At 60.6% G+C, this 22,878-nt stretch carries 15 protein-coding genes and 1 pseudogene; 7 read left to right on the forward strand and 9 right to left on the reverse strand.

Annotation, left to right across the window (positions count from 1 at the left end):
• Window positions 1-139 precede the first annotated feature (139 nt).
• Genes KBY08_RS24255 through phnE form a run of 4 tightly spaced genes read left to right on the forward strand, consistent with a single transcriptional unit; the run spans window position 140 to window position 3,370 of the window.
• Window positions 140-991, forward strand: a complete 852-nt coding sequence (locus KBY08_RS24255) for a putative selenate ABC transporter substrate-binding protein (protein WP_024651288.1) — start codon at window positions 140-142, stop codon at window positions 989-991.
• A complete protein-coding gene (locus KBY08_RS24260) occupies window positions 988-1,785 on the forward strand; it encodes a phosphonate ABC transporter ATP-binding protein (RefSeq protein WP_024660302.1) in 798 nt (265 codons plus the stop codon). Before KBY08_RS24255 ends, KBY08_RS24260 begins: the two co-directional genes overlap by 4 nt.
• Complete coding sequence (locus KBY08_RS24265) at window positions 1,779-2,606, forward strand: PhnE/PtxC family ABC transporter permease (protein ID WP_003403550.1); 828 nt, start codon at window positions 1,779-1,781, stop codon at window positions 2,604-2,606. The genes KBY08_RS24260 and KBY08_RS24265 overlap by 7 nt, the downstream gene beginning before the upstream one ends.
• Complete coding sequence (phnE, locus tag KBY08_RS24270) at window positions 2,603-3,370, forward strand: phosphonate ABC transporter, permease protein PhnE (RefSeq protein WP_003344624.1); 768 nt, start codon at window positions 2,603-2,605, stop codon at window positions 3,368-3,370. The genes KBY08_RS24265 and phnE overlap by 4 nt, the downstream gene beginning before the upstream one ends.
• A 67-nt stretch (window positions 3,371-3,437) precedes the next feature.
• On the opposite strand, the gene ggt is transcribed toward phnE, so the two are convergent.
• The 3 genes from ggt to KBY08_RS24285 form a co-directional block, all read right to left on the reverse strand.
• Window positions 3,438-5,165, reverse strand: coding sequence for a gamma-glutamyltransferase (ggt, locus tag KBY08_RS24275; RefSeq protein ID WP_011266573.1), 1,728 nt, complete (start codon window positions 5,163-5,165; stop codon window positions 3,438-3,440).
• 204 nt (window positions 5,166-5,369) lie between these two features.
• The gene (gene mmsB, locus KBY08_RS24280) at window positions 5,370-6,257 is read right to left on the reverse strand and encodes a 3-hydroxyisobutyrate dehydrogenase (protein ID WP_003403556.1); all 888 of its coding nucleotides are present in this window, start codon (window positions 6,255-6,257) and stop codon (window positions 5,370-5,372) included.
• Window positions 6,258-6,290: 33 nt separating this feature from the next.
• The gene (locus KBY08_RS24285) at window positions 6,291-7,817 is read right to left on the reverse strand and encodes a CoA-acylating methylmalonate-semialdehyde dehydrogenase (RefSeq protein ID WP_003403557.1); all 1,527 of its coding nucleotides are present in this window, start codon (window positions 7,815-7,817) and stop codon (window positions 6,291-6,293) included.
• A 158-nt stretch (window positions 7,818-7,975) separates the two neighbouring features.
• Between KBY08_RS24285 and KBY08_RS24290 the strand changes: the two genes are divergently transcribed.
• Window positions 7,976-8,923, forward strand: a complete 948-nt coding sequence (locus KBY08_RS24290; protein WP_003403558.1) for a LysR family transcriptional regulator — start codon at window positions 7,976-7,978, stop codon at window positions 8,921-8,923.
• Window positions 8,924-9,198: 275 nt separating this feature from the next.
• Here the strand turns inward: KBY08_RS24290 and KBY08_RS24295 are convergent, their stop codons facing one another.
• Window positions 9,199-9,807 carry a GAD-like domain-containing protein gene (locus KBY08_RS24295; protein WP_003403559.1) on the reverse strand — a complete coding sequence of 203 codons (609 nt, stop codon included), beginning with the start codon at window positions 9,805-9,807 and terminating at the stop codon, window positions 9,199-9,201.
• 15 nt (window positions 9,808-9,822) lie between these two features.
• The gene (locus tag KBY08_RS24300) at window positions 9,823-11,190 is read right to left on the reverse strand and encodes a DUF6861 domain-containing protein (protein ID WP_011266569.1); all 1,368 of its coding nucleotides are present in this window, start codon (window positions 11,188-11,190) and stop codon (window positions 9,823-9,825) included.
• A 257-nt stretch (window positions 11,191-11,447) separates the two neighbouring features.
• On the opposite strand from KBY08_RS24300, the gene KBY08_RS24305 reads away from it, so the two are divergent.
• Window positions 11,448-12,608, forward strand: a complete 1,161-nt coding sequence (locus KBY08_RS24305) for a polymorphic toxin type 44 domain-containing protein (RefSeq protein ID WP_024641671.1) — start codon at window positions 11,448-11,450, stop codon at window positions 12,606-12,608.
• Window positions 12,595-13,014 (forward strand): hypothetical protein, encoded by a 420-nt coding sequence (locus KBY08_RS24310; RefSeq protein ID WP_024660303.1) that lies wholly within the window; start codon window positions 12,595-12,597, stop codon window positions 13,012-13,014. The genes KBY08_RS24305 and KBY08_RS24310 overlap by 14 nt, the downstream gene beginning before the upstream one ends.
• A 59-nt stretch (window positions 13,015-13,073) precedes the next feature.
• Here the strand turns inward: KBY08_RS24310 and KBY08_RS24315 are convergent.
• The 4 genes and pseudogenes from KBY08_RS24315 to recC form a co-directional block, all read right to left on the reverse strand.
• Window positions 13,074-13,268: pseudogene (locus KBY08_RS24315) on the reverse strand (NUDIX domain-containing protein); the annotation flags it as partial.
• 120 nt (window positions 13,269-13,388) lie between these two features.
• Complete coding sequence (recD, locus tag KBY08_RS24320; RefSeq protein WP_103754435.1) at window positions 13,389-15,482, reverse strand: exodeoxyribonuclease V subunit alpha; 2,094 nt, start codon at window positions 15,480-15,482, stop codon at window positions 13,389-13,391.
• Window positions 15,479-19,171 (reverse strand): exodeoxyribonuclease V subunit beta, encoded by a 3,693-nt coding sequence (recB, locus tag KBY08_RS24325; RefSeq protein WP_225651288.1) that lies wholly within the window; start codon window positions 19,169-19,171, stop codon window positions 15,479-15,481. Before recB ends, recD begins: the two co-directional genes overlap by 4 nt.
• Window positions 19,168-22,641: an exodeoxyribonuclease V subunit gamma gene (gene recC / locus KBY08_RS24330; RefSeq protein ID WP_024641675.1), complete on the reverse strand. Its 3,474-nt coding sequence runs from the start codon at window positions 22,639-22,641 to the stop codon at window positions 19,168-19,170. The genes recB and recC overlap by 4 nt, the downstream gene beginning before the upstream one ends.
• Window positions 22,642-22,878: the final 237 nt, after the last annotated feature.

Genomic DNA, 22,878 nt, shown 5'->3' on the forward strand with positions numbered 1-22,878 from the left:
GATGAATCTGCCGAACTGGCCTTTCTCGCCATGCCTCTTATAATCCCCGCGCATCATCACCGAATCCTGTGAAGCGCCGCCTGCTCGTGCACGCGGGCTTCAGGCTATCCTTTTTCCGCTATTGAACCGGAGAACCCCCATGCTCAAGCGTACCCTGGCGCTCGCCGCCGGCCTTGCCCTGTCCTTCTCCGCCCTGACCAGCCACGCTGCCGACACCCTGCGCGTCTCGGCCATTCCCGACGAAGCGCCCACCGAACTGCTGCGCAAGTTCAAGCCGCTGGGAGCTTATCTGGAGCAACGGCTGGGCATGAAGGTCGAGTTCGTTCCGGTCGCGGATTATCCGGCAGTGGTCGAAGCGCTGGCCACTGACCGGCTCGACATGGCCTGGCTGGGCGGTTTCACCTTCGTTCAGGTCAACCTCAAGACCGGTAATGCGATGCCACTGGTACAGCGTGAGCAGGACGCCAGGTTCACCAGCAAATTCATCACCTCCGATCCGAACGTGAAAACCCTGGCGGACCTCAAGGGCAAGACGTTTGCCTTTGGCTCGGTGTCGTCGACATCCGGCAGCCTGATGCCGCGCTACTTCATGCTCAAGGAAAACATCAAGCCGGAAACGTTCTTCAGCCGGGTCGCCTATTCCGGCGCGCATGACGCAACCGCCGCATGGGTTCAGGCGGGCAAGGTCGATGCAGGCGTGCTCAACGCCAGCGTCTGGGACAAGCTGGTCGCCAGCGGCAAGGTCGACACCAACAAGGTTCATGTCTTCCAGACCACACCGGCTTATTTCGACTACAACTGGACCGTACGCGGCAGCCTCGACCCGGCACTGGCAGCGAAGATCAAACAGGCTTTCCTCGACCTCGACCCGGCCAACCCGGAGCAGAAGGCGATCCTCGATCTTCAGGCCGCCAGCCGCTTCATCGAAACCAAGCCAGAGAACTACAAAGGCATCGAAGAAGCCGCACGCGCTGCCGACCTGCTGAAATGACCCTGCGTCTGTCCGCCATCGAGCTGCGCCACAGCGACGGCACACTGGCGTTGCGCGGCCTGGACCTGAGCATTGATCGCGGCGAGCGGGTGGCGATCATCGGGCCGTCCGGTGCGGGCAAGACCACGCTGCTTAACCTGCTGGCCAGCGCTCTGCCGCCCAGTGCCGGGCAACTGCAGGTGCTGGGGACTGATCCCTGGCAGCTCTCCAGCACACGACGCCAGCGCCTGCGCAGCCGCATTGCGCTGATTCATCAGGCACCGCCGTTGCCGGCGCGCCAGCGGATGGTGACTGCGGTGTCGGCGGGCAGGCTTGGTCAGTGGGGGCTGGGCAAAAGCCTGCTGAACCTGCTGCATCCACTCGACATCAGCGGCGCCCGTGAGGTGCTGGCACGTCTGGACCTGGCGGACAAACTGTTCGAACGTTGCCAGCAGTTGTCCGGCGGACAGCTGCAACGTGTCGGCATTGCCCGCGCCTTGTATCAGCAACCCGAACTGCTGCTGGCCGACGAGCCGGTTTCGGCGATGGACCCGCGCCTCGCCGATCACACCCTGGCGCTGCTGGGTCAGCACGCCATCGAGCACAACGTGACGCTGGTCGCCAGCCTGCATGCGGTGGAACTGGCGCTGGCGCATTTTCCGCGAATCATCGGGGTGCGCGACGGGCGCATTCACTTCGACCTCGCCGCCAGCGAGGTCGGCCGGGAGCATCTCGACACGCTGTATGCCAACGAACAACTCAGCCCTCAGGCGGTTTCGGATGCGGCTGAAACACGCTGGACGCCGCGATGCTGAGTCGGGATCAGCGCGACCCGGCGGCAACGCCGCGCCTGTTGCTGACGTTGCTGGCGGTCGCCCTGCTCTGGCCGGGCATTCGTCTGGCCGAACTGAATCCGCTGGTACTGCTGCAAGCCGATAATGCGCGGACGATGGGCAGCTTTCTCGCCGGGTTCTGGCCGGTGGCGCACTCTGCGGAATTCCTCGGGCTGCTGCTGGATGCGACGCTGCAAACCCTGGCGATCGCCACAGCCGGCATAGCCCTTGCGCTGCTGCTGGCCGTTCCGGCAAGCCTGCTCGCCAGCCAGGCATTGTCGCTGTCGGCCGCCTCACGCGGCGGCCGCCCCGGCTGGCCCGGCCAGTGCCTGCGCTGGCCGGCACGCGGGGTACTGATCTTTCTGCGCAGCGTGCCGGAAATCGTCTGGGCGCTGCTGTTCGTGCGCGCGGTCGGCCTGGGCCCTACGGCAGGCGTGCTGGCCATCGCCATCACCTATGCAGGCATGCTCGGCAAGGTGTACGCGGAGATTTTCGAATCGGTGGACCAACGCCCGGCCCACGCGCTGCTTCAGGCAGGCAGCGGTCGCCTGGCCGCACTGGCTTACGGCATCCTGCCCAACGCGGCAGCCGAACTGACCTCCTACACCGTGTACCGCTGGGAGTGCGCCGTGCGCGCTTCGGTGGTCATGGGCTTCGTCGGCGCAGGCGGACTCGGTCAGCAGATCGACCTGTCGATGCGCATGTTCGCCGGTGACGAAGTGGCGAGCATGCTGCTGACCTTCCTGCTGCTGGTGCTGCTCGCCGACCAGCTCAGCCGTTTGCTGCGCAGGCAGTTCACATGAAGCGCGCTGGCAATCTGCTGCTGGTGCTGACGATGATTGCGGCCGTGGTCGCATCGTTTGTGTACCTCGGCCTCGACCTGTTCACCCTGGGCAGCCACGACAACCTGACGCAGATGGGCCGTTACGCGTTGCGCTTCATGAGCCCGGACCTGAGCGGCCCTCATCTGCAGGCAATCGGCCAGGGTGCCCTGGAAACCCTGGCCATGTCTGCGCTTGGCACCTTGCTGGCCGCCATTGCAGGTTTGCTCCTGGCCCTGCCCGCTGCCGGACGCTTCGGCTGGTTCCTGCGCAGCCTGAGTCGCCTGCTGCTCAATGCGCTGCGCGCCATTCCGGAACTGGTGTGGGCCGTGTTGATGGTGCTGGCTGCCGGGCTCGGCCCCAATGCCGGCACGCTGGCATTGGCGCTGCACACCACCGGCGTTCTGGGCCGTCTGTTTGCCGAGGCGCTGGAAAATACCGCGCCGCAACCCGCGGCAGCGATTCGTCTGCAGGGCGGCAGCGCCTGGCAGGCGTTCAGCTACGGCACCCTGCCCAACCTCTGGCCACAACTGCTGGCGTATACGCTGTATCGCTGGGAGAACAACATTCGCATGGCCAGCGTACTGGGTTTTGTCGGCGCGGGCGGTCTGGGGCAGATGCTGTATGTCAGCCTCAGCCTGTTTCAGGAAGCGCAGGCCAGCACCGTGATTCTGGCCATGCTGATACTGGTATTCGCCGTCGACGCGTTGAGCGGCTGGAGCAGGCAGCGCTGGGTGCGTAACTGAGCAGACCTCAGAACGCAAAACGCCACGACCCTGAAGCTTAGGGCCGTGGCGTGACTGGCAGCGTGACTCAATAGCCGAGCGACAACCCAGTGTTGCGACGCGGGTCGTTGGCGCCGTAGAAGCGGTTGTTACCGACCGGTTTGCCACCCAGCGAAGGCGCGCCCACCAGAATCGCCGCCACATGATTGAGCGGCTGCGGACCTGCGAACTTTTGACCCCAGCTCTGGAGAATCTTCAGCGTGTCAGGGCTGACCGCGAAGGTATCGATGTTGGTCTCTTCAGGCTGCCATTGCTGGTGGAAACGCGGCGCGTCCACCGCTTCCTGAATGTTCATGCCGTAGTCGATGACGTTGAGCATGGTCAGCAGCGTGGCGGTAATGATGCGGCTGCCGCCCGGCGTGCCGACGACCATCACAGCCTTGCCGTCCTTGGTGACAATGGTCGGGCTCATCGACGACAGCGGCGTCTTGCCCGGCGCGATGGCGTTGGCTTCGCCCTGCACCAGTCCGTACATGTTGGGCACGCCGACCTTGACGGTGAAGTCATCCATTTCGTCGTTGAGGATCACGCCGGTCTTGCTGGCCATGACGCCCGCGCCGAACCAGTTGTTCAGGGTATAGGTCACCGAAACCGCATTGCCCCATTTATCGACAATCGAATAGTGAGTGGTGTTGCTGCCTTCATGGGGCGCGACGCCGGGTTTGATCTTGTTCGAGTCACCGGCCTTTTGCGGATCGATGGCAGCGCGCAGCTTGGCGGCATACTTGACGTCCAGCAGGTGCTCGACCGGGTTCTTGACGAAGTCCGGGTCGCCCAGGTAGCTGTTGCGGTCTGCGTAGGCGTGACGCATGGCCTCGATCTGATAATGCATGCCCTGCGCCGAGCGGAAGCCCAGCTCTTTCATCGGGTAGCCTTCGAGGATGTTCAGAATCTGGCAGATGACCACACCACCGGAGCTCGGAGGCGGTGCCGAGACCACGTGGTAGCCACGGTAGTCACATTCGACCGGAGCCAGCTCGCGGGTCTTGTAATGGTCGAGGTCAGCCTGGGTGATGATGCCCTTGCCGGCCTGGCTGGAATCGACCAGTGCCTTGGCAACCCAGCCCTTGTAGAAACCGTCGCTGCCCTTCTCGGACACTTCCTTGAGGGTCTTGGCCAGGTCTTTCTGCACCAGCTTCTGACCGACCTGCATCGGCTCGCCCTTGTCGAGGAAGATCGAACCGGAATCGGCCATGTCCGCCTTGAACACATCCGTGGCGCTCGACAGCATGTCGACATCGCCCTGGCCCAGCACAAAACCGTCCTCGGCGAGCTTGATCGCCGGCGCGATGACTTCTTCACGCTTGCGGGTGCCGTACTTGCTCAGGGCCATTTCCATACCGGACACGGTGCCAGGCACGCCGACGGCCAGATGGCCCTTGGCACTCAGATCAGGGATGACCTTGCCGTCCTTGTCCAGGTACATGTTCGCAGTCGCGGCCAACGGCGCCTTTTCACGGAAGTCGAGGAAGGTCTTGCGCCCGTCGGCCAGCTGAATGGTCATGAACCCGCCACCGCCGAGGTTGCCGGCAGCGGGATAGACCACCGCCAGCGCGTAGCCAACCGCTACGGCCGCATCGACCGCATTACCACCAGCCTTGAGTACATCGACACCCACGTGGGTAGCCAGGTGCTGAGCCGTGACGACCATGCCGTTTTCGGCGGCGACCGGGGCTTGTGACGCGGCGAATGTGGGGGAATACGCGACAATCAATGCCGTCGCGATCAACGATCTGGCGAGGGGTTCGAACTTCATGGTCGATCTCTTCTTTTTCTGGGTCAGGGACGTTTGATGTGAAGCGCCAGCCTCTAGGCGAGGGATGCGGCACTTCTCGTCGAAGCGTACCGAGCATCCCGGCGCGGGTCTGACGAAGTCCAAAGTATCCGGTTCTGCCACGTTTTCCTACTGTAAAAACCGGATACACATTAACGCCCCGCTTATCCCCGACACGTGCGACACCTACGCTTTCGGGCGATACCCCTCAATGATCGCCGAGAAATCCTTGCCACCATCGCCACGCAGGCTCATCGCCTGGTACAGCTGTTGCGCCACTGCGCCGAGGATGACCGGTTGATGCGCCGAGCGCGCGGCCTCGGTTGCCAGGCCCAGGTCCTTGAGCATCAGTTCGGCGCCAAAGCCGCCGCTGTAACCGCGTGACGCGGGCGCGCTTTCGACGATGCCGGGCCACGGGTTATAGGCCTCGGAACTCCAGCAGCGACCGGTCGAGGTATTGATGATGCCGGCCAGCACTTCGGTGTCGATACCCAGCGCATTGCCCAAGGCCATGGACTCGGCCACGCCGATCATGGAAATCGCCAGCAGCATGTTGTTGCAGATCTTGGCGATCTGGCCGGTGCCCACGTCACCACAATGCACGATGTTGCGGCCCATCTGTTCCAGCACTGGTTTGAGCACAGCGAAATGACCGGCAGAGCCTCCGACCATGAAAGTCAGGGTCCCGGCCTGCGCCCCACCGGTGCCGCCCGACACCGGCGCATCGCCCAACACCACGCCTTGCTGCGCAGCGACCGCGGCGATGTCGCGAATGGTCTGCGGGTCGATGGTGCTGCAATCAACCGCCGGAACTCCGGGCGAGATCCCCTTCAAAACGCCGTCGTCGTTCAGGTACACGCTGCGCACGTGCGCCGCGGCGGGCAGCATGGTGATGACCAGTTCAGTGCCTTGGGCCGCCTGTGCGGGTGAATCGCTGACCTGTGCGCCCAGCTCGGCGAATTCAGCCAGTACGCTCTTGTTGAGGTCGAACACCTGCAAGGCGTGACCGGCTCTGATCAGGTTGCGGGCCATGGGCGCGCCCATATTGCCCAGACCGATAAATGCGATGTTCATGGTTGTTCTCCCGGACGAATTGACCGCCAGCGCTCAGCGCAGATTGATCGTGGTGTTCACGCCATCGTTGACGCTGTCGTCATCGAACCAGCGACTGGTGACGGTCTTGGTCTGAGTGTAGAACTGCACCACCTGTTTGCCGTACGGGCCCAGATCGCCCAGTTTGGAACCCCGCGAGCCGGTAAAACTGAAAAACGGCACCGGCACGGGAATCGGAATATTGATCCCGACCTGCCCGACATCGATCTCGCTTTGGAACTTGCGCGCCGCCGCGCCGCTCTGGGTGAACAGCCCGGTGCCGTTGCCGAACGGGTTGGCGTTGACCAGCGCGATAGCCTCATCGAGGGTATCGACCTCCAGCACCACCAGCACCGGCCCGAAAATCTCCTGGGTGTAGATCTGCATGTCGGTGGTGACGCCCGAGAACAAGGTCGGCCCCACGAAGTTGCCGCCCTCGTAACCCGGCACCGAAACCTCCCGACCATCCAGTTCCAGCGTCGCGCCTTCACGCACACCGCTCTCGATCAGGTCCAGAATGCGTTGTTTGGCCCGTCGTGAAATCACCGGCCCGATGTCGGTGCCCGGTTCCTGGCCGGCATTGACCTTGAGAGTCTGCGCCCGCGCCTTGAGGTCGGGCAGCCACTGTTTCGACGCGCCGACCAGCACCACCACAGAGGTCGCCATGCACCGCTGACCCGCCGCACCAAAACCTGCGCCCACCAGCGCGTTCAGCGTTTGCTCACGGTTGGCATCAGGTAGCACCACGGCATGATTCTTCGCGCCCATCATTGCCTGTACCCGCTTGCCATGCCGACCGGCCAGATCGTAGACATGCGTGCCGACCGCCGTCGAACCGACGAAGGAAACAGCCTTGATGTCCTGGTGCGTGCAGATCGCGTCCACCACCTCCTTGCCACCATGCACCACATTGAGCACACCGGGCGGCACCCCCGCCTCGATCGCCAGTTCGACCAGCAACAGGGTCGACAGCGGATCCTGCTCGGAAGGCTTGAGCACGAATGTATTGCCGCAGGCGATCGCCATCGGAAACATCCACAGCGGAATCATTGCCGGGAAGTTGAATGGCGTGATCCCGGCGCATACACCGATCGGCTGGCGCAGCGTATAGGTGTCAACGCCACTGGCGACGTTCTCGGCAAACTCGCCCATTTGCAGCGTGCCGATCGAACAGGCGTGCTCGACCACTTCCAGGCCCCGAAAGATATCGCCCTCGGCATCGGCCAGCGTCTTGCCCTGCTCGGCACTGAGTACCGCCGCAATACGTTTGGAGTGCTCGCGGATCAGCGCCTGCAACTTGAGCATGATGCGCATACGCACACCGATGGGTGTTTCACGCCAGGTTCGATAGGCCGCGTGAGCGGCTGCGACGGCGGCGTCCACTTCACTGGCCGTGGCGAATGGCACTTGGGCGAGGATTTCCTGAGTGGCCGGGTTGACGATGTCTTGCCATTCGCTGCTTTGCGAGTCAGTCCACTCGCCGTTGATCAGCAGTTTCACGCGAGCAATCGAGGTCGTCGTGTGGTTCAGTGAAGCATTCATTTCAGCGATTCTCCCTTCAGCAAACCACGCATCCACAGCCTGTGCAGAAGGATGAGCGTGGCCTCCCGGCAGTCTTGTTTTTGAATTGGTCAGGGGGCGTGCTTTGGAGTATAGATGTGCAAACTTCTAACAAGAACGCAGATAAAAGCAGGGTCAACATGCAAAAAAACATCACCTCCCTGGGGCTGTTGAACTGGGATGACCTGAAGTTTTTCCTCGAGGTGGCACGCACCCGAAAAGTCAGCAGCGCGGCCCGCCGCCTGGGCGTCGACTACACCACCGTGTCGCGGCGCATCAACTCGCTGGAAACCTCCCTGGGCACACTGCTGTTCGAGAAATCGCGCAACAACGGCTTCATCATGACCGCCGAAGGTCAGCGCCTGCTGGGCTATGCAGAATCCATCGAAAGCACACTGCACATGGCCTGCGAGCAGGTTTCCGGGTCCAGCGTCGCGTTATCCGGGCATGTGCGCATGGGCTGCACCGAAGGCTTCGGCAGCTTCTTCATCACCCCGCAACTGAGCCACTTTCTCGACAGCTACCCGAGCATTTCGCTGGACATCCTGCCGCTGCCGCACTTCATAAGCCTGTCGAAACGCGAGGCGGATATCGTCATCGCCCTGGAGCGCCCCGAACACGGTCCTTACGTGTGTTGCAAGCTCTGCGATTACAGCTTGGGCCTGTACGCGACCCAGGCCTACCTCGACAACCACTCGCCCATCGAACACAAGGCAGACCTGAGCGAGCACGTTTTCATCAGCTACGTCGACGACTTGGCGTTCAGCTCCGAGCTGCTGTACATGAGCAACCTGCTGCCCAACGCCCAGGCACAACTGCGCAGCACCAGCGTCATCGCCCAATACACCGCCGCCCTGCAGGGCCGCGCACTGGCCATCCTGCCATGCTTCCTCGCCGCCCAAGACCCACGGCTACTGCCGGTGCTGAGGGAGGAAGTGAACATCACTCGTCAATTCTGGATGTACTGCCGGGAGGACCTGCGCAAGTTGAAGCGGATCACGTTGCTGTGGGATTACATTCGGGAGGTGACGGAGTTGAATAAGGGGTTTTTGTTGGGGGAAAACCGCGCTATTCGCTTCCTTCAGTGACAGATTTTCAAGGGATCAGGTGGCCGTATCGTAGCGGTGGCAGACAGGGGTTGGCCGACAGTTTTTGACAACTATTGGTACAGGACTTGTGACAGGAAATGGTTAACAACTCTCGCTTGAAACCCAGTCCCCCCACGCTCCAAGTCTCAAGCCACCTTTCTGCACACATCCTCTTTCATTATATTTCCAGCCAGAAAACAAAGCCCCCGATAAGGAGGCTATTATTTTTGGCGGCGAGATGTGAACACCTCTAAAGACATGCCCGCATGAATACCTCAAAAGCTATAAGGCTGAAGTTCCGCAAGCTGGGAAAGCAGTATTAAATGCTCCACTGCTTTTAGTTTCTCAATATGATCAAGGGATGCCGATCCGCCAAGCATTAATGCTGGAACAAAACCATACATTTCATCATGGCGTAGCGTACCAAGCTGTCTTCTTGCCGGTTTGAACAAATCTTCCAGATCGTTAGAGTCCACATTTCTGGACAACAAAAAACCTTGTAGCTCTCTGTTCATTTCTTCGGTTGTAATTTCAAAGTCATGGATCACGCATCGAGAGAAGACACTGGTTATCTTCAGCGAAAATCCCGTTTTTTCGCCCCATAGATAAAGATCGCCGAACGCCCCACGTGCAATCAGATGATAATTGTCGCGCTTTTCAAATTTAGTTCCCTCAAGCCAAGAAGCTACTACTCCTTCATATTCTTGCGGGTTTACTATCCAAAAAATCCCGTCACCGTATCCGCACCAGCCGTGCTCAGTCCAGTATTCCAGAAGCTGACTAGGCAGTTTGCCCCTATAGCGCTCAATACTTGATGCTGGCACTTCTTGGCGATCGACAGGGCCACCAAACTTCTCTAAGAACCTAGCAAATACCTTATCCACGAATATCTCCTTTAGTCAACACTTATGTAATTTAACATTGAGGAAAGTTGAATCTCGCATAGTTTCTGGCACTTTTTCAGCAGCCGCTTTGAGGTTTTGGATTTTTGGTCTCCACTGAGGGCCAATGCTGGAGTTAACTTGTCTGTCTCCGAAATCCGCGATGATGTCCTTCCCGCCAGCTGTTAGGTCAGGATTGTGAAGACCTGCGAGACTTGCCATCGTTTCCCTGGCCTTTTTAATTGCAGCTTCCTCCGCGTCTAGAGGGCTCATCTCTTTTTGAAATTCCCTCTGAAACCGTTCTTGTAAAGTATCTTTTAAGTCCGTACGGGCTTTCTTTGCCGCCATAGCATCGCGTTTAACGGGGTTAGCTATATTTTTTAAGTATTCCTCAACCGTCAGCCGATTCAGCCCGTCCTCCTGTCCCTTCAACTGTCGCTCGAACTCTCCAACTTTGGAGGCCGGCATCTTGTCTGCCTTGAAGCATTCTACCTCATGGCGCGGCATAGTATTTGGCTTGCCCTTGGGCGGTTCTTTGTCTTTTGCAGATGGGCTGTTCGGTGGTGGTTCTTGCGGCCCAAGTGCGCCTCTGCGAGGTTCTGCCGTTTGTAGGTCAGGGTGTTTTTTCAATGCGTCTTCATGCTTTAGCATCCATTGGCCAAGCTTTGCACCTCGCTCGCTTCCTCGCATCTCAGTTGCGAGTACACTTAGGTTTCCACGACCTCGCGTCAGATAAGCAACGATGGCGCTTAGCAAGAGAATCACTACGGCCTCATGGGAGCGTGCAATATCCCACGCACCTTGTTGTGCTGACATGGTGTCGTCGGAAAAGGAGCTTAACGGATTACCGGTTCGCTCCCTAGGGCCGTTCCAAGCGGTAGAAACCCCACGAATATAGCCAGTAGCTATAGGCTTAAGGCCTTCCGTAAAGAATTCAGCAATCGAGGCCAGCCCCAGTACTCCAAGAATCCACGTTCCCGCTTGCACTCCAATCAGTGCTCCTGCAGTTGCGCCTGGGAAGGCGCCGACGCCCCCAGCAAGTAATCCGACTCCTCCACCTATTGTGGCGCCGGTTAAAGCGCTGCCGATAATGATCATCGCCATGTCGACCACTGTGCTGATCATTTCGTCGATGATGCTTCGAATATCAAGGTCAGAAAAGCGTTTGAGGATGCTGTTGGTGGCCTCTTTTTCGCCTAAATCACATGCTTGACGGACACACCTGACTCGGCGATAGATCAGATCGATACTAAGTATATTTATGGAGCTTGGTGGGCTGAGAGGATTCATGCCCCTTTCGCGTACCCCGAGGTCGCCCTTACGAAATAGGCGTTCTGCATAAGCCTCGATATCGAGCCAACTGGGTATCTTTGTCCATAAAGACATTCATCGCTCCTGCGTTTGGGAAAGAATCGAGGAAGCTAAACATTGAGCCATGCTATGTCAAAAGTGATTTCAAGCTGAGCACGGAGCTTATGCTAGTTCGCTCCCATTGAGGTGACCCCGACTTTTCGATCAGATTCTCAAGGTCCTTCACAAAACTAAGATTTCCCCTACATACCGCCTTTTGCGCCTCCGGTAGCCTGCCACGCGTCAACTAAACGCTGGTTGTCTACGGATCAAAGACGCAAGGACGGCATGCAATGATTTCTTCAGCCCGATTGGGCGACAAGCACGCCTGCCCATTACCGGGTCACGGTACAACGCCTATCGCTTCTGCATCCGGTGACGTCAACATCAACGGCATGGGCGCGGCACGTGTGGGGGATACCTGCGGGTGTGGCGCGGTCATCACTGCAGGCTTTCCTTCCATTCTGGTGAATGGCCGTCCCATGGCCCACTTGGGAAGCCCCACCAGTCACGGCGGGACAATCATCACCGGCTCAAGCAATGTTGGTGGCGGCTTCGTCATGGGTGACGCTGGTGGCGCGACCATTATCAATTTCATGGCGCTGGGGGCCTTCCGGCCAGACGGCTCCATGGACAATGAGAAGATGGCGACCTTGTTGTCTGACCCGAAGCTCACGGAGAAAGCCTTGGCGGCGAACGCTTTGGTAGGCCCTGAGGCAGCCGGTAAGAAGTCAGATGCGCAGCCTGAGTCAAAAGCGGAACCTGTTGTTTGCAAACACCCTGACAGGATGGAAGAGCTGGCGAGCTATATAGCTGGAGAGATGAACGCCAACATCAATAGTCCCGCAGTTCGACAGATGAGAGACCTCAATAGCTTCGATGCGGCGGCAAAGATGAAGGAGTATGAGGCGCTTCCATTTTACTTGCGCCTTGGTCCCGGCCCCGATTTCTACAGCATGGCGGCCGGTATGCAAGCAAAGGCTTTTGCTATCTGGGCAGAACGTGTTGGTCAGAATCGCCCGTGGGACCACAAGCCGATCATCCGTCGAACAATGGGTGGTGTTTGGCACAAACAAGGCAAGTACGAGTATTTTTATGACATCTGGTCCAACGTCCATTACGGATATGTAGGCATGGCTGGGGGTCTCTCCGAAAGCGCTCTATTGGATGGCGCCGGGGCCGAGCAGATAATTTCAGACGCCGGACGGAAGGTTGATGAGGTGTTTACAAAGCCTAAGGCTCAATGGGAGCTACCCTGTCCGAACCGCTCCGGTGATGTCGATGGCCTGAGGGCTTGGGATGATGCTCCCGACCGAATATCTATTAGCATTGGGGTGAAGCTCTATCAACAACATCCCAACGGAGGCATCACGGCCAAGATGATCATGGACGAAGTGCTTGCAGTACCGCCCCAGGCATGGGGTAAAGGGGTCCAGATACATGCCTGTCCATAAACCCAAGATCCGATTTGGCCGCTGGATGTTTCTTCTACTCGGCATCCTTCCTGTGGCTTTTTGGTATTTTTCCTCGCCGGTCGTAGCGGTCAATTTTTCTCCGAATAGCAAGGAGGAGTTTCGATACGTGTGGAACACTCAGGACAGAATCCACAGGGGCGATATCAGGCACGGCGGCTCAGCCGTTGAGTTCAGCTACATATTCCCTGATAAGGACTTCTTCATGATGTTCGATTGGTGGACCGATAAGGGTTTCAAGCGGTGCATCGACATCACGCCTAAATGGGGAAGTACGATAGACATCTATCTTGATGATATCGGCAGGATCGACACGGCGAAAACGGCGCCTGACATTATTGCTCGTCTGAAACAGTGTCCGGGGCGACCAGACCCCTTCCAGCCCTGAGGCGTGCTACCCGCGCCACGTCAAACTCGGCACAGCCAATGAGTAAACACAAAGACACTCCCATGACTGCGTTGGTAGATGGAGCTAATAGCTGCCTCCTCCATTAACTCCCGCACAGCAGCCGCGCAAGTTGACTCGCCTGGTTCCACACTGCCCTTCACCAATTGCAGGCCCGCCAACGGATGCTCGAATGCCAGAATCTCCAGCACTCCCCGGTCTCGCAGAACCACAGCACACGCTTTATCCGCCGTCATGCAGTTACACCCTGGCCTTTTCAATTGACCCTTGAACCCGGTTGAAGCGCATAGGGATTATGGCGCTCGACTTCGTACCTGCAATGCACGGTAACGAATCGCCAGACAGCCCGGACGTGATCAAAGCCCCAACATCAGCCCACTCAGACGTTTGACCTTGCGGCGCAGGGCTTCTTCGAAGATGCCCTGGCGCGGTTCGATGAGGCTGAACCAGTGCTTGGCGCGGGTGATGCCGGTGTAGATGAGCTCCTTGGTCAGTACCGGGTTGAGCGCTTCGGGCAGGATCAGGGCGGTGTGGGCGAATTCCGAGCCCTGGGATTTGTGTACGGTCATGGCGTACACGGTTTCGACCTCGTTGAGGCGGCTGGGCAGGACGAAGCGTACGCCTTCGCTGCCGTCGTTGCGGGGGAAGGCGACGCGCAACACCTGTTTGCCCTCGCCGTCGCGCTCAGGCAGGCGCAAAGTGATGCCGATGTCGCCGTTCATCAGGCCGAGGCCGTAGTCGTTGTGGGTCATCAGCACCGGGCGACCTTCGTACCATTGCTGTTCGCTTTCGATCAGCTTCGCGCTGAACAGCGCGTGCGTGATGCGCTGGTTCAAGCCTTCCACGCCCCACGGGCCTTTGCGCACGGCACACAGCAGTTGAAAAGCGTCGAAGGCGCTGAGTACCGAGCGCGCCCAGCGGGTCCAGCACGCGTCGTCCAGTGCCGAATCGTCGGCGGGCCGCTCGGCGGCGAGTACGTTCAGGTAATGCCGGTAACCCTGCGGACCTTGCTCGCCCCTGCCAAGACCGTCGAGCACCAGGCGTTCGAACTTGAGGTCCTGCTCGCCCTTGAGAGCCAAGGCGAACAGGTCGTCATGACTGCCCGCCGACAGCAGCGCGCGGGCCTGTTGGTCCTGTTGCTGGTTGACCAGCCGGGCCAACTGGCCGATCCCACTGCCTTGGCCGAAGCGACGTGAGTGGCGCAGCATCACCACTTGCTGGGCCAACGGATGCTGCTGCGCATCGCCCTGGCGCAAACCGCCCTTGCCGAGGTCTTCGCCGCTGACGGCTTCCAGCCAGGCCTGGGTGTCGGGGCTGTAGAAACCTTCTTCGGCGTCGCGGCACAAATCCCCGAGTACCGCCCCCGCCTCAACGGATGCCAGCTGGTCCTTGTCACCCAGCAGAACCATGCGTGCATGCGGCGGCAGTGCGTCGAGCAGGTTAGCCATCATTTCCAGGTCGATCATGGAGGCTTCATCAACCACCAGCACGTCGATCGGCAGTAAATTGCCCGCGTGGTGGCGGAAGTGCCGGGTACCGGGGCGACTGCCCAGCAGGCGGTGGACGGTGGTCACCTCGCTGGGGATTTTCTGGCGTACGTCGTCACTGACATCCAGGCTCTGCACCTGTTGACTGATGGACTCGGTCAGACGTGCCGCCGCCTTGCCGGTGGGCGCCGCGAGCCGGATGCGCAGCGGTTGGCCACTCTGTACCGCCGGGGCCTGCAACAAGGCCAGCAGGCGTACCACCGTGGTGGTTTTGCCGGTGCCGGGGCCGCCGGTGATGATGCTGAAGCCCTTGCGGGTCGCCAGTGCGCAGGCAAGTTTCTGCCAGTCGATAACGGCTTGTGGCGAAGAATCGGCCGGGCCGAACAACGCGTCGAGCTGCTGCGGCAGCCCCTCCGGCGGCGTTTCACGCTGGGCCAGGCGCTGACGCAAGGCGGCAGCGATACGCCGTTCGTAAGTCCAGTAGCGACGCAGGTACAGACGTCGCTCGGCAAGCACCAGCGGTTTTTGTCGCGCTTCGGCACTTGAATCGCCCACCTCGGCGACCAGCATGCTGCCTGCCAGCGCCTGGCACCAGGCGGCGCCATCCAGTGCTGCCAGAAGTTGTGAGGGCAGCAGCATCGGCGCGCTCTGCTGATCGCCTTCAGGTGGCAGTGACAGGGCGAAGTCCGGTTCTTTGAGGGTCTCGTACAGATCAAGGCAGACGTGGCCGTGGCCGAGCTGATGACTGGTAAGCGCCGCTGCCACCAGCACCAACGGATCGGCCTGCGGATCGAGGTCACTGAGGAACGCGACGAACGCCTTGTCCAGAGCACGCAACCAGCCGCGCTCGACCCAACGTTCGAGCAGGATCAGCAGATCGCCGACACGCACCAGCGGGCTCAACTCAGCGAGGCTGATGTCGTCCAGCGCAGTAGGCAACAGATCATCGAACGAGCGGCTCATGCCAATGCTCCCGGCAGGTCATGCGCTATCGGTTTGCCCTGAAACAGCAGGTCCAGACTTTCGATCAGCTCACGTGGCGGACGGGCGAAATACGCGCCCTGAGAGGCTGAGCGACTACCGCGCAGGAACAGGTACAGCGCGCCGCCCATGTGCTGGTCGTAATCGTAGTCGGCCATCCGCGTCTTGAGCTGGCGGTGCAGAGCCAGCAGGTACAGGACGTATTGCAGGTCGTAGCGGTTGTCTAGAATGGCGGTTTCCATGGCCAGCGGGGTGTAAGCACTCTCGTCGCTGCCCAGCCAGTTGGACTTGTAGTCCGCCACGTAATACCGGCCTTCGTGTTCGAACGTCAGGTCGATAAAGCCCTTGAACATGCCGTTGAGCGAGACCGTCTCGGTCGCAGCACGCGGCGCGTTGTCGTGGGTGAAGCGGCGCACGAGGGCGTCCATTTGCGCGACGTTGACGTTATTGCTGGCGAACCAGAATTCCATCTCCACACGGTACTGATTGGGCTGATCCAGTTCGCCCAGGGCCACCGGTGCGGCATCAGGCGACAGGCGCAGCGGCATGTTCAGCAGGTGCTGCAGCCAATCGCTCAGGGTATTGATCCAGCCCGCCCAACCGCGCCGATTACAGCGACGGGCGACGGCGTCCTGCAGTTTGTCCGGCGCGTGCGCGGTATTTGCAAAACCTTCGTTGCCAGCCCATTCGAGCAGCCCGTGCAGAAAGGTGCCGGGATTGGGGCCACGCGGAAAACGATGGATATCGCCGCCGCTGGTCAGGATGTCGCGCGGGGCTTCGGGGTCCAGACGCTCGTCGTCGAACAGTTTCTGTGCCTGCGGGCTGTCAGGCGATTCATCGGCACCGGCCGTTACCGTGTCGCCGATACGCAGGGCACTGTAGGACGCAATCCACCAGTTCTCGGCAGCGCGGCGTTTGGGCACCAGCAGCTTGACCAGCGCCGCTGCGTTGCGCGGCGCACTGAAGCGCTCGTCGGTGGGCTCGGGAACAGGCTGCAAGGCAATTGCGTCACACCCCTGGGCCAGATCACGCAGCCAGATGTTCAACTCCGCCGACTCGGCCAGCGCTGCGCCACCGCCCAGCAGGTAACCCAGCGCGGAACGGTGCAGCATCGAGGTGTTGGCATTGCCACGCTTGAGGTCGGCGACGCCCAGCCAGCAGGCATGTTCCGATCGGGTCAGTGCGACGTAGAGCAAACGCAGGTCTTCGGCCAGACGCTCGTCATCAGCTTGCTGAATAAGCGCCTCGGTAGGCTGCAGGCTGATCTGGGACTTGCCGTCGGCGTCATGAAACTGCAGCGGCAAGCGACTGCCGTCCACCGGTTTCGAGGAGCAAATGAACGGCAGGAACACCAGCGGGTACTGCAGGCCCTTGGACTTGTGGATGGTGACCACCTTGACCAGTTGCTCGTCGCTTTCCAGGCGCAGGATCTGCTCTTCGCCGGCCTGGCCGGAAAGTGCCAGGTGGTCGCCCAGATGACGGATCAGCGCCTGTTCGCCATCCAGTTCGGCGGCGGCCTGCTGCAGCAGTTCAGACAGGTGCAGCAGGTTGGTGAGTACTCGCTCACCGTCGTTGCGGGTCATCAAGGTCTGTGGCAGGGCAAAGTCGTGCAGCAGACGGCGCAGCATCGGCAGCACGCCCTGGCTGCGCCATATGGCGCGATAGCCACGAAACTGCATGACGCGCCGCTCCCATGCCAGCTCGTCCTGATTCAGGCGTTCCAGCTCGGCCAGCGGCAGGTCCAGCGTGATACACGCCAGCGCGGCACGCAGCGTGCGCTCGGAGTCCGGCTCGGCACAGGCCTTGAGCCAGGACAGCAGGTCGTGGGCTTCCTGAGCGGCAAACACGGAATCCTTGTCGGACAGGTACACGCTGCGCACACCCCGCGCGGTCAGTTGCTGACGCACCGCCTGCGCTTCCTTGCCGTCGCGGACCAGAATCGCAATGTCGGCCGGACGCAGCCCGCGCAGTGTGCTGTCGGGCGTGACGAAACCGGCACTACCCTGCTGACCGGCATTGAGCAGACGCACGATCTCGCTCGCGCAACTGGCTGCCAACTGCTGACGATAAACCACGCCGGACACCGGCTGGTCACTTTGCAGGTGCCAGACCGTCAGCGCCGTCAGGGGTGCACCGTCGACGTGCAGCGTCTCTTTGCGGCCTTGGGCCAGCGCATCGGAGAACGGCACCTGATTGCCGTGCTCATCACGAAACAGGAACGCACCGCGACCTTGCTCACGTTGCTCTGCCCGCGTGAAGACGTGGTTGACCGACTCGACCATCGCATGACTGGAGCGGTAGTTGGTGTCCAGCGTATGCCAACGGCCATCGGTAGCCTGCCGGGCACGCAGGTAGGTGTAGATATCGGCGCCGCGAAAGGCATAGATCGCCTGTTTCGGGTCACCGATCAGGAACAGCCCGGTCTGCTCATCGTTGGCCTCGAGACGATAGATGCTGTCGAAGATCCGGTACTGGACCGGGTCGGTGTCCTGGAATTCGTCGATCAACGCCACCGGAAACTGCTCGCGAATCAGGGTGGCCAGACGCTCGCCGCCAGCGCCATGCAGGGCCGCGTCGAGCCTGAGCAGCATGTCATCAAAGCCCATCTCGGCGCGGCGACGCTTCTCTTCTTCAAAGCGGACACTGACCCACTGCGCCGCATGCTGCAACACGGCAGCGTCCGGTTTGGGCAAGCCATCGAGCGCCGCCTTCAGCTGTGCCATGGCCTCGAAGGCCGGGTGCGCAGGTGGATCGCCCTTCCAGGCTTCGGCAATGCCGTCGGGGGTCAGACGAGTGAAACCGGTGCCCAGATCCAGCGCTTCCTGTGTGTCGTCAGCGGCCCAGGCGGCAAGCTTTTCGAACCAGGGTTTGAAATAGCGCTCCTGCATTTTGCGGCCATCGACTGCCTTGCGAGCGACCGCGTCCTGACACAGCGCATACAACTCGTCGGACCAAACGGCCCACGGCGCTTTCAGCGCGGCAAGCGCTGCCCGGCGCTCTTGCAATGACGCCGCGATCAGTTCGGCCGGTTCCTGGGTGAGTGGGCTGCGCTCGCGTCCGAACAGACCTCGCACACGCGGCAGCAACGCCGCGGGGCCGCTGAGGTTTTCCCGCACCCAGGTCAACGCGTCGCCGCTCATGGGGTAACAGAAGCGCCGCCAGTAATCACGCAGGACTTCGCCGAGCAAATCGCTGTGGTCGGTTTCCAGCGTCTGGGTGAACAGACTGCCGCTGTCGAATGCGTGCTCGCGCAACATGCGCTGGCACCAACTGTGGATGGTCGAGACCGCGGCCTCGTCCATCCACTGCGCGGCGATGTCCAGACGGCTGGCACAGGCAGGCCATAGCGACGCTTCAAACTGTTCACGCAGCTCGGCAATCAGGCCATCGGGGGAAGGGATCTCGTCACGAAAGAAGCGTGCAGCCTCCGCCAGCCGGGTACGAATTCTGTCACGCAGTTCCTTGGTCGCGGCGTCGGTAAAGGTCACCACAAGGATCTGCGGCGGCAGCAGTTCACGACCAAAGCCGCACTGCTCGGTACCGTGGCCGAGCACCAGACGCAAGTACAAGGCTGAGATAGTGAAGGTCTTGCCGGTCCCGGCGCTGGCCTCGATCAACTGGCTACCGCGCAGTGGGAAGCGCAGCGCCAGAGGAAGGGATTGCTCACTCATGCGCCGCCCTCCCCGCCGGACAACGATTGCCAGGGCGCGTCGTAAATCGGTTTGTAGAGCGTCTCGCACCAGCCTGCAAATTCTTCACTGTCGATCAGTGCGTCAAAGTCCGGGAACTGCCGAGCCAGTGCCGTGCTTTCGCGACGCTCGCCATCGCTGGTCTGTCCGTCACCTTCGTAGGCTTTGCGGGCAGCCGCTTCGGCTTTGTCGGCAGGCTGGCCCAACCAGGCGAAGGCGGTTTTGACCGCGACCGGAAGGGGTTCCTGCATGCCGTGCAGCCAGGCCGTCAGCAAGTGATTGAGCGTGGTGACGGCACTCGCCTTGTCCAGCGGCTCCAGCATCAGGGTTTCATCACTGGCGACCAGTGCCGTGCTCAACGGCAGGTCGCAGGCGCACGCCACCAGGTGATTGACCCACGGCCGAATCAGCCGGTGCCACTTGCGGGTCTTTTTCGAGCCGATGCTGTTGGGAATGGCGGTGACCAGCAATAGCTCGCCGCGGGCGTTACGGTGCAGCCCGCCCAGCCAGCCGTCGATGCTCACACCCGCATGGCTGAAGCCGATCGGTAAAGCGCTGCTCAGGGTCTCGGGCCAGAGGGTCAACAGATCGTGGTAGCGCCTGAGTACGTCAGGCAGCGGCTCGATCAGCTCGCTCTGCATCAAGGTGCCGAAGCCCGCGAGCGGCAGCAGTCCACTGGCTTGCAGTTTCAGCGCCTGGGTTTTCAGGGCGGCATCCATATCGTCAGGGGAAACCATCGCTGCGCTGAGCAGGCTTTCACTGAGGCCGTAACGCTCAAGGGCATCGAGCACGAACGGTTCCTCATCGGCGAGCGGCGCTTCAGCCACCTCGAAATAGATCTTCAGGCGCTGACTGAAAAAGTGCTTTACCGGGTTTCTCAGGAAATCCTGTAACTGCGCAATGGACAGCGGTTCTTCCTGTTCATGAGCAGGCAGCGCTTGAGGCACAGCCACCTGAAGGTCGGTTTCATGCAGCAGGCGCCACTCGCGGGCGAAGCTGAAATAACCTGTGCCGGCGTGGAAGTAATTGGCGCTGAAGGGTTGCAAAGGGTGATTCACAGTCAGGGCTTTCAGCAAGCGCTGATCATCGTGTTTACCGTCCGGATCGGTCTCGCCGGCCAGCTTCCAGCCGCTGGCGAGGTGATCGCGCAGCTGACCGATGAGCACCGAAGCTGGACGCTCGCTGTTGTCACGAATGCTATGGCCAACCCAACTGACGTACAACTGGTCTCTGGCCGAGAGCAAGGCTTCCAGCAACAGGTAGCGATCGTCTTCACGCCGGGAGCGGTCGCCGGGTCGGTAATCGCTGCCCATCAGATCGAAATCCAGCGGCGGTTGCGCACGCGGGTAATCGCCGTCGTTCATGCCCAACAGGCAGACCACTTTGAACGGGATGGCGCGCATGGGCATCAGCGTGCAGAAGTTGACCGAGCCCGCCAGAAAACGCTGGGACAGGCGCCCTTGATCGAGCCCGGCCAGCCAGGCCTCACGCACAACGGTCAGCGGCAGCTCATCGGTCAGTCTTACCGTTGCACAGGTTTCCAGCCAGTTCTCGCGCAGTGTTTCCAGCTGGGCAAGCAAGTAGTCGTCATGCTCGCTGTCGGCGAGGAAGAACAACTGCAGCAGCGATTGCAGGCGAGCACCCCATGCTTCCGGAGTGGTGGGTGTCGACAACTCTGTGTGGGCGACCTGGAGAGCATCAATCAACGCGACCAGCGGACCGATCAACGCTGCATCAAGCCCGCCGATCTCATCGTAGGGTTCGATGCCGTCGTAAGCCGCGCCGGCACCCACCGCGTACCCCAGCAACATGCGACGCAGGCCGAAATGCCAGCTGTTCTGCTCAAGAGCATCCGGCAGACCCAGACCGGCACGCTGTTGAGCATTCAGCCCCCAACGAATGCCCGCGCCCTCTATCCAGCGATGCAGTGTTGGCAGGTCACGCTCCTGAATCCTGAAGCGTGCGCGCAAGGCTGGAACGTCCAGCAGGTCGAGAATCTCGCTGACCGGGAAACGGCTGTCCGGGAGTTTGAGCAGGTGCTCGACAGCAATCAGCAACGGCTCGCGGCCGCGCTGGCCCTGGTCAGCCAGCGTAAAGGGGATGAAGCGACGATCTTCGCGCTCGATCTGCCCGAATACTGCTCGTATGTGCGGGGCATAGCTGTCGATATCCGGGACCATGACAATCACGTCACGCGGGCGCAGGCCAGGGTCTTTGCTGAATCTCGCCAGTAGCTGGTCATGCAGCACCTCTACTTCGCGCTGCGCGCTGTGAGCCACATGGAAGCGGATCGAGCGGTCCTCAGAAGGATTGACTGCCGGCCACAGCTCACGGGTTTCATCCAGCGGACGCAGCTCGAGGATATCGTCCTGCAGCTGGTTCAGAAGGTTGGTGGGCTCTGACTCACTGAACAGGTCAATCCGCTCGTCCTTGAACGAGGAACGGTAGCTGCGTGGGTCGTCATGGCTGTCCAGCAGGTTGATGTAATCACGTCCCTGCTTGCCCCAAGCCGCGAGCAAGGGGTGAGCATGCTGATGCAGCGCTTGCGGGTCGAGGACCATCGGCATTCCGCTCTTGCGCGCCTGGCGTTTGTACTGGTGACGCAGCAGGTCCTTGTCAGCAACGATATCGGTCCAGTGGTGACGACACGGATTGTGCACACAGAGCAGAACCTGACTGAACCTGGCCAGCCCTGCCAACGCCTCGAGCGCTTGTGCCGGCAGTGACGAAATGCCGAAAACGATGACCCGTGCCGGCAAGCCCGGTGGCGCTTCGGTCATATTGCCGATGCGCTCGATGAAGCGCTGATGCACGCCTGCACGGCTCTGCGACATCCCTTCAGCCCCGACATCGTCCAGCAGCGCGCGCCACAGTTCGGCTTGCCAGCAATTAGCGGCTGACAATGGCCTGGACTGACCTCGTACGTCGCGCAATTGATGGCGGCCAGCGGCCCAGTCTTGCAGCCAGTCAGCGCGGTAAACCTGATATTGGTCGAACAGATCGGACAGGCGTTCGGACAATTGATAGCGCTTGCGCAGATCAGTGTCGTCGGTCAGGAAGCGCTGCAGCGGTTCGAAGTGCGGCTGATTGATCAGCGACGGCAGCAAGCGCATCAAGCGCCAGGTCAAAGGGGTCTTGTCGAGCAAGGACGTCTGGGGGATCTCGTCCGCACCCAGCACCATGCGATACAGCGTCCACATGAAACTGCCGGGCAACTGGACGTCTATGGCGGCAGCGATACCACAGCCACCGTTATCTTCATCCTGAGCATCTTCGGCCAAGGCCAGCTTCAGCCACTGTGCAATGCCGTTGCTCTGCACCAGAGCAATCTCGTTTTCCAGGGGCGCCAATGGATATCGCCGCATCCAGGACACAACCAGACTGCGCAGTTCATCCGGGCGGTTGCCTTGAACCACCATGAAGCCTGCACTCAGAGAGGTTGTAACGGACATGCTTGCTTCCTTGACGGGTGCGTGGAACCTGATGCCGAACCATAAGGGCAAGCGCGCCGGATTGCCATAAGCACGTGGGTCTGGATGACTGCCGGAGAGGTGGAGTTATGAGTTCAGGAGAAGACAGAGGTTTCTGGAACCCCAGATAAACAAAAACCCTCAACGCGTAAGCGAAGAGGGTTTCTGGAATTCAATCTTGACGATGACCTACTCTCACATGGGGAAACCCCACACTAC

Origin of the sequence: Pseudomonas sp. P135, from assembly GCF_020312125.1 — a bacterium.
Classification (GTDB): Bacteria; Pseudomonadota; Gammaproteobacteria; order Pseudomonadales; family Pseudomonadaceae; genus Aquipseudomonas; species Aquipseudomonas fragariae.

Bases quoted from the DNA above. Each gene is read 5' to 3' on its own strand.
- KBY08_RS24255 (WP_024651288.1), top strand. From the start codon at position 140: ATGCTCAAGCGTACCCTGGCGCTCGCCGCCGGCCTTGCCCTGTCCTTC.
- KBY08_RS24260 (WP_024660302.1), top strand. From the start codon at position 988: ATGACCCTGCGTCTGTCCGCCATCGAGCTGCGCCACAGCGACGGCACA.
- KBY08_RS24265 (WP_003403550.1), top strand. From the start codon at position 1,779: ATGCTGAGTCGGGATCAGCGCGACCCGGCGGCAACGCCGCGCCTGTTG.
- phnE (WP_003344624.1), top strand. From the start codon at position 2,603: ATGAAGCGCGCTGGCAATCTGCTGCTGGTGCTGACGATGATTGCGGCC.
- ggt (WP_011266573.1), bottom strand. From the start codon at position 5,165: ATGAAGTTCGAACCCCTCGCCAGATCGTTGATCGCGACGGCATTGATT.
- mmsB (WP_003403556.1), bottom strand. From the start codon at position 6,257: ATGAACATCGCATTTATCGGTCTGGGCAATATGGGCGCGCCCATGGCC.
- KBY08_RS24285 (WP_003403557.1), bottom strand. From the start codon at position 7,817: ATGAATGCTTCACTGAACCACACGACGACCTCGATTGCTCGCGTGAAA.
- KBY08_RS24290 (WP_003403558.1), top strand. From the start codon at position 7,976: ATGCAAAAAAACATCACCTCCCTGGGGCTGTTGAACTGGGATGACCTG.
- KBY08_RS24300 (WP_011266569.1), bottom strand. From the start codon at position 11,190: ATGTCTTTATGGACAAAGATACCCAGTTGGCTCGATATCGAGGCTTAT.
- KBY08_RS24305 (WP_024641671.1), top strand. From the start codon at position 11,448: ATGATTTCTTCAGCCCGATTGGGCGACAAGCACGCCTGCCCATTACCG.
- KBY08_RS24310 (WP_024660303.1), top strand. From the start codon at position 12,595: ATGCCTGTCCATAAACCCAAGATCCGATTTGGCCGCTGGATGTTTCTT.
- recD (WP_103754435.1), bottom strand. From the start codon at position 15,482: ATGAGCCGCTCGTTCGATGATCTGTTGCCTACTGCGCTGGACGACATC.
- recB (WP_225651288.1), bottom strand. From the start codon at position 19,171: ATGAGTGAGCAATCCCTTCCTCTGGCGCTGCGCTTCCCACTGCGCGGT.
- recC (WP_024641675.1), bottom strand. From the start codon at position 22,641: ATGTCCGTTACAACCTCTCTGAGTGCAGGCTTCATGGTGGTTCAAGGC.